This is a genomic window from Cupriavidus pauculus, assembly GCF_008801835.1.
GTDB classification, from domain to species: Bacteria; Pseudomonadota; Gammaproteobacteria; order Burkholderiales; family Burkholderiaceae; genus Cupriavidus; species Cupriavidus pauculus.
In genome coordinates, this window is the sequence record NZ_VZOW01000028.1 from 1 (window position 1) to 15,828 (window position 15,828).

Below are 15,828 nucleotides of genomic sequence, written 5' to 3' on the forward strand. Positions count from 1 at the left end.
AGCCGCTGCCGCGCAGGGCGCCGCCAACCCGGCCGTGGCCACGGCCAACGGCGCCGCCACTACCGCGCAAGGTGCGGCCGGTGCGGCGAGCAGCGCTGCCAGTGCCGCGGCGAACGGCGCGGCTGCCACGGCAGCGGGCGCGGCTGGCCTGGCGCAGCAAGCCGTGGCCAATGCCACCGGCACCGTGGTGACCAACGGCCTGCTTACCGTCGTGCAGAACGGCGCGGGCAACTCGGCAAACGTAGGTGCGCTATCGAACATGCCGGGCACGGTGATCCAGAATAACCTCAACAACCAGAACATCCAGAGCCTGATGACTCTCAACGCAAGCGTGAACACCCTGGCCGCGTTCCGCGCGCAAATGGCAAACACTGCGTTGAACAGCGTTATCCAAAGGTCCGCCGCAATGAGGTAAATCGCGTGTAGTCATGAACGAACAGGTGCGGGCCTTGCAGTGTGCCCGCCGCCCCGGGGGAGGAAGACGTCATGAAGAAGCGTTCGCTGCAGGGCATCCGCTATGCGGGATGCTCGACAATGCTGCTGCTTGGCAGCATGGCGCAGGCACAGACACCGCCAGACGCGGGACCGCCTGCCGCCGCACGGCTGGAATCGTTGCAGAAGGAACTTGCCGACCAGGCGCGCCAGCTTGAGGACATGCGGCGCGCGCTGGCGGAGCAGCAGGATACGATTCGCGAGCTGCGCAGCACGGTGAACAACGAAACGCTGTCGCGCAAGCGCGGCGGACAGGGCACCGGGATGACGCCAGGCAATGCCGCCACCAATGCCGCGGCCGCCGCCGCCGGCGCAAGCGCCACGCAGATCGACAGCACCGTGCAGCAGGGCGTGCAGGCGCAGCAGGCGCCGTCCGCAGCGCCGCCCAACAACATGGGCAATGCGCAGGGTGCGCAGCCCGGGGAAGCGGCCGCAGGTGCCGAGGAGCCCGTGGGACGGCCACCCGAACGCGATACGCGTCCGCCGGAAATCGCGCCGATCTTCGACCAGCCTGGCGTGCTCACGCCCGCCGGCAAGGTGGTGGTGGAACCGAGCCTGCAGTACGGCTATTCGTCCAGCAATCGCGTGGCGCTGGTGGGCTACACGGTGATTCCCGCCGTGCTGATCGGCCTGATCGACGTGCGCGAGGTGAAGACCACCACCTACATCGGCGCGGTGGCCTTCCGCTACGGCCTGACCAAGCGGCTGGAAATCGAAGCGAAGGTGCCCTACGTGCATTCCAGCTCCGATACCGTGAGCCGCGAAGTCTTCACGGGCACGGCGGTCGACAACGTGTTCAACTCCAGCGGCAGCGGGCTGGGCGATGTGGAAGCGACCGTGCGCTACCAGCTCAACTTCGGCAACGAGAGGATGCCGTTCTTCATCGGCTGGCTGCGCTACAAGTCGAACACCGGCAAGGATCCGTTCGAAGTCGTGACCGATTGCGTGACGCGCTGCGTGAGTAACACCACCGGTACCGGCTTGCCGCTGGGCATGCCGACCGGCACGGGCTTCCAGGCGATCCAGCCCGGCGTGACGTGGCTGTTGCCGACCGATCCGGCGGTGTTCTTCGGCACCTTCAGCTATCTGCACAACTTCGCGCGCGACAACGTCAGCCGAACCGTGCTCAATGGCGAGAAGGAGAATCTCGGCAAGATAGCGCCGGGCGACATTTTCCAGTTCAACTTCGGCATGGGTCTGTCGCTGAACGAACACGCATCATTCAGTATCGGCTACGACCAGAGCATCATCTGGCCGACCAAGCAGAACGGCCAGACCATTCCCGGTTCCGTGCGCATCACGCAGGGCACGCTGCTGGTGGGCTATTCGTATCGCTTCAACAACCGCTACACGCTCAACCTTTCAGTGGGCGCGGGCCTCACGCGCGATACGCCCGATTTGACCGTCACGCTGCGCCTGCCGATCACATTCTGACGTCGTGATGCACTGCGAGGTGACGCGCGAAATTCTTCTCGCGCGGGTCATCCCGCAGTCATCCGTTCGATGCCTTGCACAGTTATCTGCAAGGTAGTAGAACGAACGAAACCGTCCCAGACGGATCGCGACGAAACCGGGGCGGCCTGACAGAGGAGGCAAGTCATGCGCAAACGGATCTTCTGGTTGTTGCCCGACCTGGCAAGCGCCCGCCGCACCATGGACGACCTGCTGCTCGCGCGCGTCGAGAATCGCCATATTCACTTTGTGGCGAAGGATGGCGCCGATATGACCGGGTTGCATGAAGCCAACCTGTTCCAGACTTCGGACATCGTGCACGCGGCGGAAATGGGCCTGATGGTGGGCGGCGGAGTGGGTATCGTCGCCGGCGTGGTGGTGGCGATGTTCCCGATTGTCAGCGACACCCCGCAATGGGGTCTGGTCGGCGTGCTCGCCGTGCTGGGCGCGGTGTTTGGCGCGTGGGCAGCCAGCATGATCGGCAGTTCGGCGCCCAACAGCCGCCTGCGCGCGTTCGAAACTGAGATCGAATCGGGCAAGCTGCTGTTGATGGTCGACGTGCCGCGCGGCCGCATCGAGGAAATCGAGGCGCTGCTGCAACGCGCCCATCCCGAAGCACGCTTTGCCGGCATGGATCCGGCAGTGCCGGCATTTCCCTGATCGATCCTCGCCTGTCGTTGTGACGGCGCACCGTGCAATGCGGTGCGTCGGCGAGGCATGCCATGCGTGCGTGGCCATCGAAACAGGTTTGCGATGCTTATGTCCTTTGCCGGCCAAGCGTGTGGCCGATCTCCACGTACATGCCAACGAAGCGAGACTCGTACTTTGAATTTGGAGCCAGCTCGGCGGCCATTTTGGTCAGTGCCCGATCGATGATTTTTCTGGTCAGTAGAATGTTGTTCTGTTCGGGCGCGAAGTCCAGATATAGGGCACCCATGTTGGGATCGAACAGCAACGCCTCACCGGGATTCCAAACGCAAAGGCCAGCATGGTTGCCGCGCCTGTGTTTCAAGCCGGGCAGCCCCCTTTCCTGGTAACACAGCTGCATTACGGCGATTCCGGCCGGGGGCAGCGTTTCACCGGTCAGCCAGGTTCCCGGTATGCCCGAGTCGATCAGATTGCAGTAGTTTTCCTGCAGTACGCTGATGTCCAGACGCAATTGCCCGTAGCCCGGGGTAATCGTGTTCTTGCCGACCGAATTTACCAGCATGCCTGTGTCTCGACAGATGCGCTGCAAGGCGTCGTTGGCGGAAATGGCCGCGAGCGGCCCATTGCCATTCTGCAAGCGGGAAATCAGCCAGAGCGTTATTCCTACGCACCAGCCTGACCGGCGTGAATGATTGACCACATGCAGCTGGTCAAATTTGAATGTCTTGATGCGCATGGTTTGTAGGTGTCCTTTAAGTGCCCAAACGGTCGATAATCTGGCCGTTTTTTGAGAAACGGAAGCTTGGCAAAGCGGCAGCCATTTGACGTTGCGCGTGGTCATGCGCCGGACAGACGGGTTCCATGCAATCGCGCTCGTCTCGAGCCGATTGCGAGAATGAGTATATGTCGCTGCGCGTCATGAACCGGCGGTGCTTCCCCTATCGTTTGCGGTCCTGATACGCGCGGCGGCGCTCACACCCCGGCCGTGCATTTCCCGCAACACTTCGGCCGTCCCCAGCAAATTGTCGGCTGCATCTGTTGGAACAAGCCGGTCCTTTGAGTTACCTTCCCAAAGCGCTGTGCAGCGCACCTTCGGGTGCAGGGCTTGCGCGGCGCGTCGCGGCAAAAAACATCATTCAAGCCAGCGCTTTTGGAGGGGTCGACAACATGAAGAACGCTAGACAGTTGGCGTGCGGCATACTCGCCGCCACGCTAGGATGGGTCGCGCCGATGATGGCGCTGGCCGAGCCCGGCATTGGCAAATCCACCATCCGGATCGGGCAATCGGCGGGCGTGAGCGGGCCGGTAGCGGGTTCGGTGAAGGAACAGATCGCTGGCGCGCAGGTGTACCTGAACCACGTGAACGCCAATGGCGGCGTGGCGGGGCGCAAGATCGAACTGCTGACCTATGACGATGGCTTCGACGCCAAGCGCACGCCCGACAACGTGCGCAAGCTGATTGGCGAAGACAAGGTCTTTGCGCTGTTCATGGTGCGCGGCACGCCGCAGAACGAAAGCATCCTGCCGATCATCGGCGCGGAGAAGGTGCCGTTGATTGCACCGCTGACCGGCGCCATCACGCTGCATCGTCCGGTCAACCGCTACGTGTTCAACGTGCGCGCGAAATACCAGGACGAAGTGGCGCGTGCGATCAATCACCTGGCCACGTCCGGCATGAGTCGCATCGCGATCTTTTATGCCAACGATGGCTTTGGTCAGGATGTGTTTGAAGGCTTCAACACGGCATTACAGGCGCGCGGCGTGCAACCGGCGGGCGCGGCGTCGTTCAATCGGCCGATGGGCGATATCAGCCAGGGCGTGGCCACCGTCAACAAGGCCAATCCACAGGCCGTGATGGTGATCGGCTCGGGTTCGGAAGCGGCCAGGATCATCCGCGAGATGAAAAAGGCCGGCAGCGCGGCGCAGTTCGTCACGCTGTCCAACAACGCCGCCGATTCATTTATCAAAGGAGCTGGGCGACGACGGCAAGGGCCTGATCATCACGCAGGTGGTGCCCGGCATGAATTCCAGCCAGATGAGCATTGCCAGCGAATATCGCGGCATGGCCAAGGCGCAGAAAGTGGAGCCCAGCAATGCCGGCATGGAAGGTTTCATGTCGGCCAAGGTGCTGGTGGAAGGACTGCGGCGCGCCGGGCCCGAGCCCACGCGCGAAAAGCTGATCGCCGCGCTGGAAAACCTGCGCGACTACGATCTCGGCGGCATCCTGATCAGCTACAGCCCCACGCGCCACACCGGTTCGTCGTTCGTCGAAATGTCGATCGTCTCGTCGACGGGCAAGCTGATCCGCTGAGCGGGCCGGCCGTCCGCTCCGCGCCGGGGCTCACTGGGGCGGCCAGGCGGCCGGGGTGGCGCGCGCAAGGTGCTGCGGTATAGTTGCCGCCATGCTGACCTCTCCCGCTTCCCATCCTTTTTCGCTGACCGGCCGCGTTGCGCTGGTGACTGGCGGCGCGCAGGGTTTGGGCTTGGCGATTGCCGCCGGTCTGGCCGATGCGGGCGCGCATGTTCTGGTCTGCGCGCGCAACACCGCGCGCGTCGCGGATGCCGTGGCGCAATTGCAGAAGCGTGGGGCCAGTGCAGAACCATGCGTGCTCGATATCACCGACGAGGCCGCGGTGGCGCAGACCTTTGCCGATCTCGCGGCGCGGCATGGACGGCTCGACATCCTCGTCAACAACGCGGGCGCGCGCAACCGCAACGGCATGGCGCAACTCGATGCCGGCGATCTGCGCGCGATGCTCGAAACCAACCTCGTCGCGCCGTACGCAATGTGCCGGCACGCCGCGCAGCTGATGCGGCGCGGCGGTTACGGACGCATCGTCAATGTGAGTTCGATCGCCGGCCAGATCGCGCGCGCCAACGACGTGCTCTATCCGGCCACCAAGGGCGGGCTCGATGCGCTCACGCGCGCGATGGCGGCCGACCTGGGCCGGCAGGGCATCACCGTCAACGCGATTGCTCCCGGATACTTCGCCACCGAACCGAACCAAAGCATGGTGGCCGATGAAACGGTCGCCCAGTGGCTGCGCGATCGCACGTCACTGGGGCGTTGGGGGCAGCCGGACGAAGTGGCCGGCGCCGTGGTGTTTCTGGCGTCGCCCGCCGCGTCCTACGTCAGCGGGCAGGTGCTCGCCGTCGACGGTGGATATCTCGGCCATTTCTGACTGTCGCCATCACGCGCGCCGGGCGCTGCCGTAGTGCGCGCGCAGGCAGTCGATCAGCGCCGTGGCGGCGGCCGAATCGCTGCGTTCCTTGAGGCGGACCAGGCAGATGTCGCGCACCAGCGTTGGCATCTGCATCGGCCGGATCGCCAGCCCCGCGCGGCGAAACTGGAACAGCGCCAGCGCCGGCACGACCGATACGCCCAGCCCCGCCTCCACCAGCGCCGCGACCGTAGCCAGGTGTTCCACCTCCATCACGCCGTGCAGTTTCTGCGGATGCAGCGCCGCGTCCAGATGCTGGCGCACGCTGCTGGTACGCGACAACTGAATGAACGGCAGTCCCGCCAGCGCCTGCGGCGCGATACGGCGTCTGGCTGCCAGCGGATGGTCGATCGGGCAGACCAGATGAAAGCTGTCGTGCACCAGTGGTTCGATCCGCAAATCGCTGTCCTGCGCCGGTGCCGGCGCCAGGGCGAAATCGGCCTGGCCGCGGCGGACCAGGTCGATGCAACCGTCGGCCAACTGATCGTGCAGCGCTAGCGAGATGCCCGGGTAGCGGCGATGGAAATCCGCCAGCAGCGGCGGCAGATCGCCGCCAGCCAGCGACGGCAGCGCAGCGATCGACACCCGGCCCTTGCGCCGCTCGGCATGATCGCGCAGGTCTTCGAAGGCGGTTTCGAAGTCGGCCAGCAGGCGCCGCGCCACTTCCTCGAAGCGCCGGCCGTCGGCGCTCAGGTCCACGTGGCGCGTGGTGCGTTCGAACAGGCGACTGCCGGCCTGCTCTTCCAGCGTCTGGATCAATGTGCTGAACGCCGATTGCGACAGATGGGTGGCCTGCGCCGCGCGGGTGAAATTGCGATGGGTGGCCAGCGCGATAAACGCGCGCAGATGCTTGACTGACAGGTTTGACAGCATGGCGATCCGGCGCGCGAACAGGCCGGCAGATTCATTGAGCGATTCGATAGATTAATCCAAATCATCCGTTTGTTGAGGGAAACGATGCGGGCCTAGAATGGCATCGCTGCCAATCCCTGCCGCGTACCGCTGCCACTGCCCCTTGTGCCCTCGACCATGACTGTTCCCCTGCTGATCGGGTGCGGCGCCGGATTCTCCGGCGACCGCACCGACGCCGCACTACCCGTGGTGCGGACGCTGATCGCCGCTGGCGGCCCCGCTGCGCTGATCTTCGAAACGCTGGCCGAGCGCACGCTAGCGCTGGCCCAACTGGCGCGGCGCAGCAATCCCGATCATGGTTATGAGCCCTTGCTGGATCAGTTGCTGACGCCGGTGCTGGGCCTGTGCCTGGCCAACCGTATTCCGATCGTCGGCAATTTCGGCGCCGCCAACCCGCGTGCGGCGGCGCGCCGCGTTCTGGCGCTTGCGCACGCGCTGGGGCTGCCAGCGCCGCGCGTGGCGGTGGTGGAGGGCGATGACCTGTCGCATGATGCCGGTCGCGCGACACTGCGCGGCATCGTGGGCGACGCTGTTGCCGACGCGCGTTTTGTCTGCGCCAACGCCTATATCGGCGCACAGGGCATCGCCGATGCGCTGCGCGCCGGCGCGCAGGTGGTGGTGTGCGGTCGCGTGGCGGACCCCGCGCTGGCGGTCGGCCCAGCCATGGCGCATTTCGGGTGGGCCTGGGATGACTGGGATCGTGTGGCGGCCGCCACCATGGCGGGCCATTTGCTGGAATGCGGCGCGCAGGTCAGCGGCGGCTATTTTGCCGATCCGGGCATGAAGGACGTGCCCGATGTGCATGCGGTGGGCTTCCCTATCGCGCAGATCGACGCCGACGGCGGTATCGAGATCTTCAAGGCGGCCGACACGGGCGGCTGTGTCGACCTGCGCACCGTGAAAGAACAACTGCTGTACGAAGTGCACGACCCCTGCGCGTATTTGACGCCCGACGTGGTCGCCGACATCGGCGGCGTGACCGTCGAGCAGATCGGTGTCGACCGCGTGGCGGTGCGCAACATTCGTGGCCATGCGCGCCCGGCGCAGCTCAAGGCGAATCTGTTTCACCAGGGCGGCTGGTTCGCCGAGGGCGAGATCTCGTATGCGGGCCCCAACGCGGCGGCGCGTGCGCGGCTGGCCGCCGATATCGTTCGCAAGCGCATGGCGGGGCTTGGCTACGACGTACCGATCCGTTTCGATCTGATCGGCGTGCTAAGCGTCTTTGCCGATGACGATGGCGCGATGCTGGCCACGCCGCAGCCGGGCGAGGCCGACGCGCGGGACGTGCGCATGCGCGCCGCGCTGGCGCACGAGGACAAGGCGATTGCTGAAGCGCTGCTGCGCGAAGTCAACGCGCTCTATACGTGCGGGCCGGCCGGCGGAGGCGGTGTGCGCACCGCGCTGCGGACGCGGCTGAACGCCACGTCATGTCTGGTGCCGCGCGATGCCGTAGCGGCCACGCATTCCTTTATTGCCTGACCGGAGCCCGCCATGATCGCAAACGCCACCGGCACCGCCAGCGCCACCGCACCGCTCTACCAATTTGCCCACGGCCGCACTGGCGACAAGGGTGACCGCTCCAATATCAGCGTGATCGCGTATGACGCGCGCGATTTTGATCATCTGGTCGAGCATGTGACCGAGGATGCCGTGCGCGCGTTGTTTGCCGCGCGCCGGCCCACCGCGGTCAAACGCTATGTGGTGCCGTCGATCCAGGCCATGAATTTCGTGATCGATGGCGCGCTCGACGGCGGCGTCAACGATGCCCTGAATCTCGACACCCACGGCAAGGCGCTGGCCTTTCTGCTGTTGGGTCTGCCCATCCCCTTGCCGCCGCGGCTCGCCGGCGGCGCCCCATGACTGCCGAGCCGTCCCATATTTCAAAACGAATCGAGGAGACACAGATGTACGGAATTCGCAGGCCGCTGGCCATTGCCGCACTAGCCACGTTCGCGTGCCTGGCCTTGCCCGCGGGCAGCGCGTGGGCCGAGTATCCCGACAAGCCGATCCGCTTTGTCGTGCCGTTTGCTGCGGGCAGCGCCACCGACCAGCTGGCGCGCGCGATCGGGCAGGCCGTGACGGTAGACAGCAAGGTCACCGTCGTGGTGGATAACAAGCCGGGAGCGAACGGTTTCATCGCCGCAAGCGATGTGGCCAAGGCCGCGCCCGACGGGTACACGGTGCTGATCACCACCAACACCACGCATGCGGCCAACGAGCATTTGTTCAAGAAACTGCCCTATGACCCGGTGAAGGACTATGCGCCGCTGACGGCGCTGGGCCGCGGCGGGCAGATCATGGTGGTCAATCCGCAACTGCCGGCAAAGACGGTAGGCGAATTCATCGCGCTGGCCCGCAAAGAGCCCGGCAAGATCAGCTTCGGCAGCGGCAGTTCATCGTCGCGTATTGCGGGTGAACTGTTCCAGCAGATGGCGCATGTGCAATTGCTGCACGTGCCTTACAAGAGCAATCCGCTGGCCATCACGGACCTGCTGGGCAACCAGATCCAGATGATGATCACCGATACCGCGACGGGGCTGCCGCAGGTGAAAACCGGCAAGCTGCGCGCGCTGGGCGTGTCGGGCAAATCGCGCTCGCCGCTGGCGCCGGACGTGCCGACCATCGACGAAGCGGGCGTCAAGGGCTATGAAATGAGCTATTGGTTCGCCGCGTACGCGCCGACCGGCACGCCGCCGGCCGTGGTGACCAAACTCAACCAGTTGCTGGTGAAAGCCGCCAAGAGCGACACGGCTGCGACGTTCTACAAGTCGACCGGCACCGATGTGTTCACGAGCTCGCCAGCCGAGCTGGCCAAGTTCCAGGGACAGGAATCGGAAAAATGGGGCCGCATCATCAAGGCCGCAGGGATCCAGCCTGAGTAATTTGCGGTACGCAGAAACGGGTACGGTCGCCTATCGAACAGCCTGATCATCGGGGGCGATCGACGCGGAATGCCAAAGCGATGCCAAATGGCGGCGGATGTCCGCAAGCCCGGATGACATGGCTGCGAGGTTGCGTTGCATGTCATGCATACGTGGCGCTTCCTCGTGCACGCATGTCGATGCCACGACACTTGTCGGGCGTCCGTCGAGATATGGGGCGAGACTTGCGAGAGAGCCTCGCGGCGTCACGGCGACTCGATTTCGCCTAAAGTGACTCCATCGGAATCATCGGAGACGCGCCATGAGGACGACGTACAAGGCATCGCACGCACGGCGTCGGATACTGATCGCGGGTGGCTGGTCGGTGCTGCTGGCAGGGACCCTTGGGCATGCTTCGGCGCAATCGGGGCAACCCGCGGCGATGCCCGGTGCGTCCCCGTCATCGCGGCCGCGGGAACCCTTGAGGATCGGCGTGATTGGTTCCGGCCGCATCGGCGGAACGGTGGGCGGCCTGTGGGTCAAGGCCGGCCATCCCGTGATGTTCTCGTCGCGCCACCCGGAATCGTTGAAGACCCTGACCGAATCGCTCGGGCCGCTGGCGCATGCGGGCACCGTGGCCCAGGCCGTGGCGTTTGCCGATGTGTTGCTGTTGGCGGTGCCTTATGGCGCCGTGCCGGACGTGGCGCAACAGAATAGCTGGGCGGGCAAGATCGTGCTGGACGCCACCAACGCGGTGTCGCCGCGCGACGGCGCCATCGTCGACGAGGTCAAAGCCAATGGCATCGGGACGACCACGGCAAAATACCTGCGCGGCGCGCGCGTGGTGCGCGTTTTCAACTTCACGAGTGCCGGCGACTTCGCGCGTGAAAGCCATCGTCAGCCGCCGCTGATGGCGGTGCCGCTGGCCGGCGACGACGCCGCAGCGCTGGCGGTGGCTGCGGATCTGGTGCGCGATGCGGGATTCGAACCGGTCGTAGTGGGCGGGCTTTCCAGCGCCGATCGCTTTGCGCCTGGCGGCGAACTATTCCATCAGGTCGGCAGCGCCGAGGAATTCAGGCGTGCGATGGCGCAGTAATGGTGCAGCAATGGTGCGCTAGCGGCGCGCGCGGGCTGTTAGCGGCGCCGCCACTCCATGGCCACCATCGACGGGGTGAAGCCGAGCTGGCCGAAGAATGCCGCTTCTGACGAGCGCGCCGCGCGCAGTACCCAAGTGATATCGGGATCGTTGCCCATCACGTGGCGCAGCAGCGCGCGCCCAATGCCGCGCCGGCGATGTTGGGGCGCCACCGCAACCATCGAGATGTAGCCGTTGGAGATATCGTCGCAAAGCGCGCGGGCAAAGCCGATGACTTCGCCTTTTTCAACCGCGACGGCCACGCGCTGCGAGTTGGCGATCAGCTGCGCAAACCGCTCGGGATTGCCGACCCGTTGTTCCCACCCGTTCGCAGCCAGCAGTTGTCTGGCCGCTTCGATTTCTGCGGGCAACGGGTTACGGATTTCCATCGACGATTCCTCCAGCCTGATTCCGGCGCGCATGTGTGCAGTCCCTCCAGAAGTGGGGGGCGCAGGGCGCTTGCGCCACGCGTCACACCTTGCGGTTGCGCGTTTTGGAGCGCGTTTCGGCGACAGAGTGTAGCGAAGCGAATGCCAGCGAGTCAAACAACTTTGTCTGGAAATGCCAGCGTTCGCCCGCGCACGGTGCGCGCGTGCCGGTCTGTCGTGCTTCGAAAGCTGGCGGTATCATGGCTGCCATGAACGCCCCGATCTTCTCCTCCGCTCATCCCGCCGACCAACTGGCCGAGTTCAACGATGCCGATAGCGCGCTGGCGCGCATTCGCGAGATTTACGACAGCTCGGTTGCAGCCGTGCGCGCGCGCTTCGATGCGTTTGCGCAGGGAAAACCGCTGCCATCGGCCGCGCATGCGTGCTATCCGTACCTGGGCATCTCGGTGAACCTGGAAACGATGGTGACCGACAGTCGGCCATCATGGGGCACCGTGGCCTACCCTGGCGTGTACGGCACCACTGTGACACGGCCGGATTTGCTGTGCGATTACTATCGCGACCAGATCGAGCGACTGCTGCGCTATCACCGTGTTCCCGTGGTGGTGGGTTTGTCGCGCCGCCCAATTCCGCTGCCGTTTGTCATCGAGGCGTCCACCACCGACATCAGCTTCACGCAGGCGCGCGAGCTGGAGGCCTCGTTCGTATTGCCGGAACTGAGCCGCATCGACGATTCCATCGCCAACGGCACGTATGAGCCGACGCCGGGCGAGGCGTGGCCGCTGGCGCTGTTTCCCGCGGAACGTGTGGACCTTGCGCTGCAACGCCTCTATCACTACACCGGCACGGCGCCGCAACACTTCCAGCGGTTTGTTTTGTTCACGAACTATCAACGCTATGTCGACGAGTTCGTCGCGCTGGGCCGCGATCTCATGTCCGGAGACGGCGGCGACGGCTACGTGCGCTTTGTCGAGCCCGGCGATATCGTGCAGCAGCTTGGACAGGCGGAGCCCGACGACGCGGCGCGTCCGCGCGCGCTGCCGCAGATGCCGGCCTATCACCTCGTGCGCGATGACGGGCTTGGTGTCACGCTGGTGAATATCGGCGTGGGGCCGTCAAACGCCAAGACCATGACCGATCACCTCGCTGTGTTGCGCCCGCATTGCTGGTTGATGGTGGGGCACTGCGGCGGCCTGCGCCGCTCGCAGCAACTTGGCGACTATGTGTTGGCCCACGCGTATGTCCGCGACGACCACGTACTCGATCACGATCTGCCGCCCTGGGTGCCCGTGCCGCCAATTGCGGAAATCCAGGTGGCACTGCAGGAAGCCGTGGCGCGTGTGACAGGTCTCTCGGGCACGGAAATGAAGACGCGCATGCGCACCGGCACCGTGGTATCGACCGATGACCGCAACTGGGAACTGAAATCGAAGGCGCTGTATGCGCGTTTCAACCAGTCGCGCGCCATTGCCATCGACATGGAGAGCGCCGCCGTAGCCGCCAACGGCTTCCGCCTGCGCGTGCCGTACGGCACGTTGCTATGCGTTTCGGACAAGCCGCTGCATGGCGAACTGAAGCTGCGCGGCATGGCCAACGCGTTCTATCGCCAGCGAGTCAGTCAGCATATGACGATTGGCCTCGAGGCGATTCGCATCCTGCGCGAAAGCGGTGTCGAACAACTTCACTCGCGCAAGCTGCGCAGCTTCGACGAGCCGGCGTTCCGGTAGGTCGATCGACGAACCTGTTTTCCCGCGCGCAGAAATATAACGATCAAAATAAAAAAACGCGCGGGATCGCCGCGCGCTGTGAGCCGGGACGGGCGTCGATAGACGCCCTGGCCAAAAGACGACAATGGAAAGTGTCGTTCGGAGAATCGTAATTTCTTAGAAGCGGTAGCCGATACCGGCGCTGAACAGCCACGGGTCCAGGTTCAACGACGATACCTTGACGTTGCCAGCGTAGACGTTGGTGGAGATCCACACCTTCTTGGCATCGACGTTCAGGAACCAGTTCTTGTTGAGCTTGTAGTCCATGCCGATCTGCAGCGCGGGACCGACGCTCCAGTTGTCCAGCGTGAGACCGCCCAGGTTGGCGCCGTAGACGCGCGTGGCGTTGACGCCGGCGCCGATATACGGACGGAACGTGCCGTTGGGCAAGAAGTGGTATTGCAGCAGCAGGCTTGGCGGCAGGTGCTTGAACGTACCGATCTGCGTGCCGTCCAGGCTGACGTCCTGCTTTTGCGGAATGGTCAGTACCAGCTCGGCGGCGATGTGCGGCACGATGAAGTACGTGACGTCAACTTCCGGAATCCACTTGTTGTTGACGCTGATGCGGTCCGAAGGGCCTACGCCGCCGATCGGCGCCGCGGTGGTGGGACCCATATCCAGGAATGTGCCGCGCAGGCGGACCATCCAGTTGCCTTCAGCCTCTTCGGCGGCAAAGGCCGGGGCAGAAAGGGTGCCGATGGTTGCGGCGGCGAGCGCCATGCAGATGGAGGAGGCGAGGGGCTTGCGGCGGGCAGTAGTTACGGTGGTTACAGTGGTTGAAGTGGGTGCAGTGGTCATGGTGGTCAGGCACTAATGAGCAAAAAGTGCGACCAGTTTGTCGTTCGCGAATGCGCTGGACCTTGATGCAGGACAAGTGAATGGCAGCCGACACACATTCAACGAAGAATCGTCGTCAATGCGCGACAGATTGAAACATGGCTGGCGCAATGCCTGCGCAAGCGTGCCGATGTTTCTATTTACATGCGGATTTATTCGTGGCGTCCGGGCCTCGCGGCCCGTACGCTGTGGGCTCGTGGTTGTGCACCACGCATGTCGTGGACGTCCTGCCGGACGTCTTTCCAGGTGTGCCCTGTGGGGGCAGGGCACACCGTTTTTCTTGGCAGCGGCGCCAGCCGGTCAGGCCGCCTGCGGCTGCTCGACGGCGTTTGTCGCAAGATGGCGATTCACGCCCGACACCATGGCCTTGAGCGATGCCGTGACGATATTTGCGTCCATGCCGGCGCCGAAGCCGGTCGGCGAATCGCCCACCCGTACCTCGACATAGCACGCCGCCCTGGCATCCGCGCCGCTGGCCATCGCATGTTCGTGATAGTCCATGACGCGCACCGCAATGCCCAGCCCGCGCGAAAATGCATCGACCGCGGCGTCGATCGGGCCGTTGCCCGTACCGCGCACCTGTACCGTGCGGCCGTCGCGCAGCATTTCCATGTCGATTTCCGCCGCGTGGCTGTCGGTCGATACCATCCGGTGCGATACATAGCGCAGCGGCGCCTGCACATCGAGGTACTCGCGGCGGAACAGCGCATAAAGGTCCTCGGCGCTGGCCTCGAGTCCGGTTTCATCGGTCATGACCTGCACCGCACGGCTGAATTCGATCTGCAGGCGGCGCGGCATGTAGATGCCATGCATCTGCTCCAGCAGATACGCCATGCCGCCCTTGCCGGACTGGCTGTTGACGCGGATCACCGCGTCGTAGCTGCGGCCGAGATCGGCCGGATCGATCGGCAGGTACGGCACTTCCCAGATCGCGTCCGGCTTCTGCTGCGCAAAGCCCTTGCGGATGGCGTCCTGATGCGAGCCCGAAAATGCAGTGAACACCAGGTCGCCAACGTACGGATGACGCGGATGCACCGGCAACTGATTGCAGTGCTCGACGCACTGGCGGACTTCGTCGATATCTGAAAAATCAAGCTCCGGATCGACGCCCTGCGTGTAGAGGTTCAGCGCCAGCGTGACCAGATCCACATTGCCGGTGCGCTCGCCGTTGCCGAACAGGCAGCCTTCCACGCGGTCGGCGCCGGCCATCACGGCGAGTTCGGCCGCGGCCACCGCCGTGCCGCGATCGTTATGCGGATGCACGGACAGCACGATGTGCTCGCGGCGCGCCAGCCGTCGATGCATCCATTCGATCTGGTCGGCAAAGATGTTGGGCGTGCTGCATTCCACCGTGGTGGGCAGATTCAGGATCATCGGGCGCGAGGCGTCGGGCTGCCACACGGCCGAGACCGCGTCCGATACTTCCAGCGAAAAATCGAGTTCCGCCAGGCTGAAGGTTTCGGGCGAATATTGGTAGGACCAGGCGGTTTCCGGCATCGCATCGGTCAGCGCGCGGATCAGACGAGTGCCCGACACGGCCACTTCCTTGATTTCCTCGCGCGATGCATTGAACACGATGCGACGCCACGCCGGTGCGATCGGGTTGTAAAGATGCACGGTCGCGCGCCTGGCGCCGCGCACCGATTCGACCGTGCGGCGGATCAGGTCGTCGCGCGCCTGGGTCAGGACAACAATCGTGACGTCCTCGGGGATGCGGTCTTCTTCGATCAGCATACGCACGAAATCGAAATCGGTTTGCGATGCGGACGGGAATGCGACCTCGATCTCCTTCACGCCGATCTTCACCAGCTGTTCGAAAAAGCGCAGCTTGCGCGCGCTGTTCATCGGCTCGATCAGCGCCTGGTTGCCGTCGCGCAGATCGGTGCTCATCCAGCGCGGCGCACGCGTGATGGTCTGCGATGGCCAGGTCCGATCAGGCAGATCGACGACGGTGGCGGGGCGGTATTTGGCGGCGGGGTTGCGCAACATGGGCATGGGTTTCTCCTTCCTCGCTAAGGAAGCAATGGAAAACGTCTCGTCGTGCGAGCGTTCCGGTTCAGTCGGAAAACGAAATAAAGGTGGCCAGAAGGCTGCCGAACTGCCACGAGGCCCTAG

The 15,828-nt window shown here is 64.4% G+C and carries 14 protein-coding genes and 1 pseudogene; 10 read left to right on the forward strand and 5 right to left on the reverse strand.

Translation table 11 applies throughout. The features are described 5' to 3' along the window. From F7R19_RS29860 to F7R19_RS22475, 3 genes and pseudogenes are all read left to right on the forward strand, one after another. Positions 1 to 415, forward strand: a pseudogene (locus F7R19_RS29860) (hypothetical protein); the annotation flags it as partial. A 71-nt stretch (positions 416 to 486) separates the two neighbouring features. After that, entirely contained in the window at positions 487 to 1,926 is a 1,440-nt protein-coding gene (locus tag F7R19_RS22470; RefSeq protein ID WP_061957606.1) for an acetate kinase, read from the forward strand. Between the two features lie 165 nt (positions 1,927 to 2,091). Then, positions 2,092 to 2,604 carry a hypothetical protein gene (locus tag F7R19_RS22475; protein ID WP_061957607.1) on the forward strand — a complete coding sequence of 171 codons (513 nt, stop codon included), beginning with the start codon at positions 2,092 to 2,094 and terminating at the stop codon, positions 2,602 to 2,604. 97 nt (positions 2,605 to 2,701) lie between these two features. Here the strand turns inward: F7R19_RS22475 and F7R19_RS22480 are convergent, their stop codons facing one another. Continuing rightward, a complete protein-coding gene (locus tag F7R19_RS22480) occupies positions 2,702 to 3,433 on the reverse strand; it encodes a hypothetical protein (protein WP_150982071.1) in 732 nt (243 codons plus the stop codon). Positions 3,434 to 3,630: 197 nt separating this feature from the next. Here F7R19_RS22480 and F7R19_RS30705 point away from each other — a divergent pair, with 197 nt between their 5' ends. Both F7R19_RS30705 and F7R19_RS22490 read left to right on the forward strand, forming a co-directional pair. Next, a complete protein-coding gene (locus tag F7R19_RS30705; protein WP_425545178.1) occupies positions 3,631 to 4,986 on the forward strand; it encodes an ABC transporter substrate-binding protein in 1,356 nt (451 codons plus the stop codon). Between the two features lie 8 nt (positions 4,987 to 4,994). After that, complete coding sequence (locus F7R19_RS22490; protein ID WP_061957609.1) at positions 4,995 to 5,774, forward strand: SDR family oxidoreductase; 780 nt, start codon at positions 4,995 to 4,997, stop codon at positions 5,772 to 5,774. A gap of 9 nt (positions 5,775 to 5,783) precedes the next feature. Here the strand turns inward: F7R19_RS22490 and F7R19_RS22495 are convergent, their stop codons facing one another. Further along, positions 5,784 to 6,686: a LysR family transcriptional regulator gene (locus F7R19_RS22495; RefSeq protein WP_150982072.1), complete on the reverse strand. Its 903-nt coding sequence runs from the start codon at positions 6,684 to 6,686 to the stop codon at positions 5,784 to 5,786. Between the two features lie 156 nt (positions 6,687 to 6,842). Here F7R19_RS22495 and F7R19_RS22500 point away from each other — a divergent pair, with 156 nt between their 5' ends. From F7R19_RS22500 to F7R19_RS22515, 4 genes are all read left to right on the forward strand, one after another. Next, complete coding sequence (locus F7R19_RS22500) at positions 6,843 to 8,204, forward strand: acyclic terpene utilization AtuA family protein (RefSeq protein ID WP_150982073.1); 1,362 nt, start codon at positions 6,843 to 6,845, stop codon at positions 8,202 to 8,204. A gap of 12 nt (positions 8,205 to 8,216) precedes the next feature. Next, positions 8,217 to 8,585 carry an AtuA-related protein gene (locus tag F7R19_RS22505; protein ID WP_150982074.1) on the forward strand — a complete coding sequence of 123 codons (369 nt, stop codon included), beginning with the start codon at positions 8,217 to 8,219 and terminating at the stop codon, positions 8,583 to 8,585. A gap of 44 nt (positions 8,586 to 8,629) precedes the next feature. Further along, the gene (locus tag F7R19_RS22510; RefSeq protein ID WP_150982075.1) at positions 8,630 to 9,607 is read left to right on the forward strand and encodes a Bug family tripartite tricarboxylate transporter substrate binding protein; all 978 of its coding nucleotides are present in this window, start codon (positions 8,630 to 8,632) and stop codon (positions 9,605 to 9,607) included. A gap of 301 nt (positions 9,608 to 9,908) precedes the next feature. Then, a complete protein-coding gene (locus tag F7R19_RS22515) occupies positions 9,909 to 10,682 on the forward strand; it encodes an NADPH-dependent F420 reductase (protein ID WP_150982076.1) in 774 nt (257 codons plus the stop codon). A 38-nt stretch (positions 10,683 to 10,720) separates the two neighbouring features. Here the strand turns inward: F7R19_RS22515 and F7R19_RS22520 are convergent, their stop codons facing one another. Beyond that, positions 10,721 to 11,110 carry a GNAT family N-acetyltransferase gene (locus F7R19_RS22520; protein ID WP_061957657.1) on the reverse strand — a complete coding sequence of 130 codons (390 nt, stop codon included), beginning with the start codon at positions 11,108 to 11,110 and terminating at the stop codon, positions 10,721 to 10,723. A gap of 239 nt (positions 11,111 to 11,349) precedes the next feature. Between F7R19_RS22520 and F7R19_RS22525 the strand changes: the two genes are divergently transcribed. After that, entirely contained in the window at positions 11,350 to 12,837 is a 1,488-nt protein-coding gene (locus tag F7R19_RS22525; protein ID WP_061957614.1) for an AMP nucleosidase, read from the forward strand. 156 nt (positions 12,838 to 12,993) lie between these two features. Here the strand turns inward: F7R19_RS22525 and F7R19_RS22530 are convergent, their stop codons facing one another. Next, positions 12,994 to 13,596 (reverse strand): OmpW/AlkL family protein, encoded by a 603-nt coding sequence (locus F7R19_RS22530; RefSeq protein ID WP_061957615.1) that lies wholly within the window; start codon positions 13,594 to 13,596, stop codon positions 12,994 to 12,996. A gap of 417 nt (positions 13,597 to 14,013) precedes the next feature. Continuing rightward, complete coding sequence (gene leuA / locus F7R19_RS22535; RefSeq protein ID WP_211922780.1) at positions 14,014 to 15,702, reverse strand: 2-isopropylmalate synthase; 1,689 nt, start codon at positions 15,700 to 15,702, stop codon at positions 14,014 to 14,016. Positions 15,703 to 15,828: the final 126 nt, after the last annotated feature.

Bases quoted from the DNA above. Each gene is read 5' to 3' on its own strand.
- F7R19_RS22525 (WP_061957614.1), top strand. From the start codon at position 11,350: ATGGCTGCCATGAACGCCCCGATCTTCTCCTCCGCTCATCCCGCCGAC.
- F7R19_RS22495 (WP_150982072.1), bottom strand. From the start codon at position 6,686: ATGCTGTCAAACCTGTCAGTCAAGCATCTGCGCGCGTTTATCGCGCTG.
- F7R19_RS22470 (WP_061957606.1), top strand. From the start codon at position 487: ATGAAGAAGCGTTCGCTGCAGGGCATCCGCTATGCGGGATGCTCGACA.
- F7R19_RS22515 (WP_150982076.1), top strand. From the start codon at position 9,909: ATGAGGACGACGTACAAGGCATCGCACGCACGGCGTCGGATACTGATC.
- F7R19_RS22500 (WP_150982073.1), top strand. From the start codon at position 6,843: ATGACTGTTCCCCTGCTGATCGGGTGCGGCGCCGGATTCTCCGGCGAC.
- F7R19_RS22530 (WP_061957615.1), bottom strand. From the start codon at position 13,596: ATGGCGCTCGCCGCCGCAACCATCGGCACCCTTTCTGCCCCGGCCTTT.
- F7R19_RS22510 (WP_150982075.1), top strand. From the start codon at position 8,630: ATGTACGGAATTCGCAGGCCGCTGGCCATTGCCGCACTAGCCACGTTC.
- F7R19_RS22505 (WP_150982074.1), top strand. From the start codon at position 8,217: ATGATCGCAAACGCCACCGGCACCGCCAGCGCCACCGCACCGCTCTAC.
- F7R19_RS22490 (WP_061957609.1), top strand. From the start codon at position 4,995: ATGCTGACCTCTCCCGCTTCCCATCCTTTTTCGCTGACCGGCCGCGTT.
- leuA (WP_211922780.1), bottom strand. From the start codon at position 15,702: ATGTTGCGCAACCCCGCCGCCAAATACCGCCCCGCCACCGTCGTCGAT.
- F7R19_RS22480 (WP_150982071.1), bottom strand. From the start codon at position 3,433: ATGACCACGCGCAACGTCAAATGGCTGCCGCTTTGCCAAGCTTCCGTT.
- F7R19_RS22475 (WP_061957607.1), top strand. From the start codon at position 2,092: ATGCGCAAACGGATCTTCTGGTTGTTGCCCGACCTGGCAAGCGCCCGC.
- F7R19_RS22520 (WP_061957657.1), bottom strand. From the start codon at position 11,110: ATGGAAATCCGTAACCCGTTGCCCGCAGAAATCGAAGCGGCCAGACAA.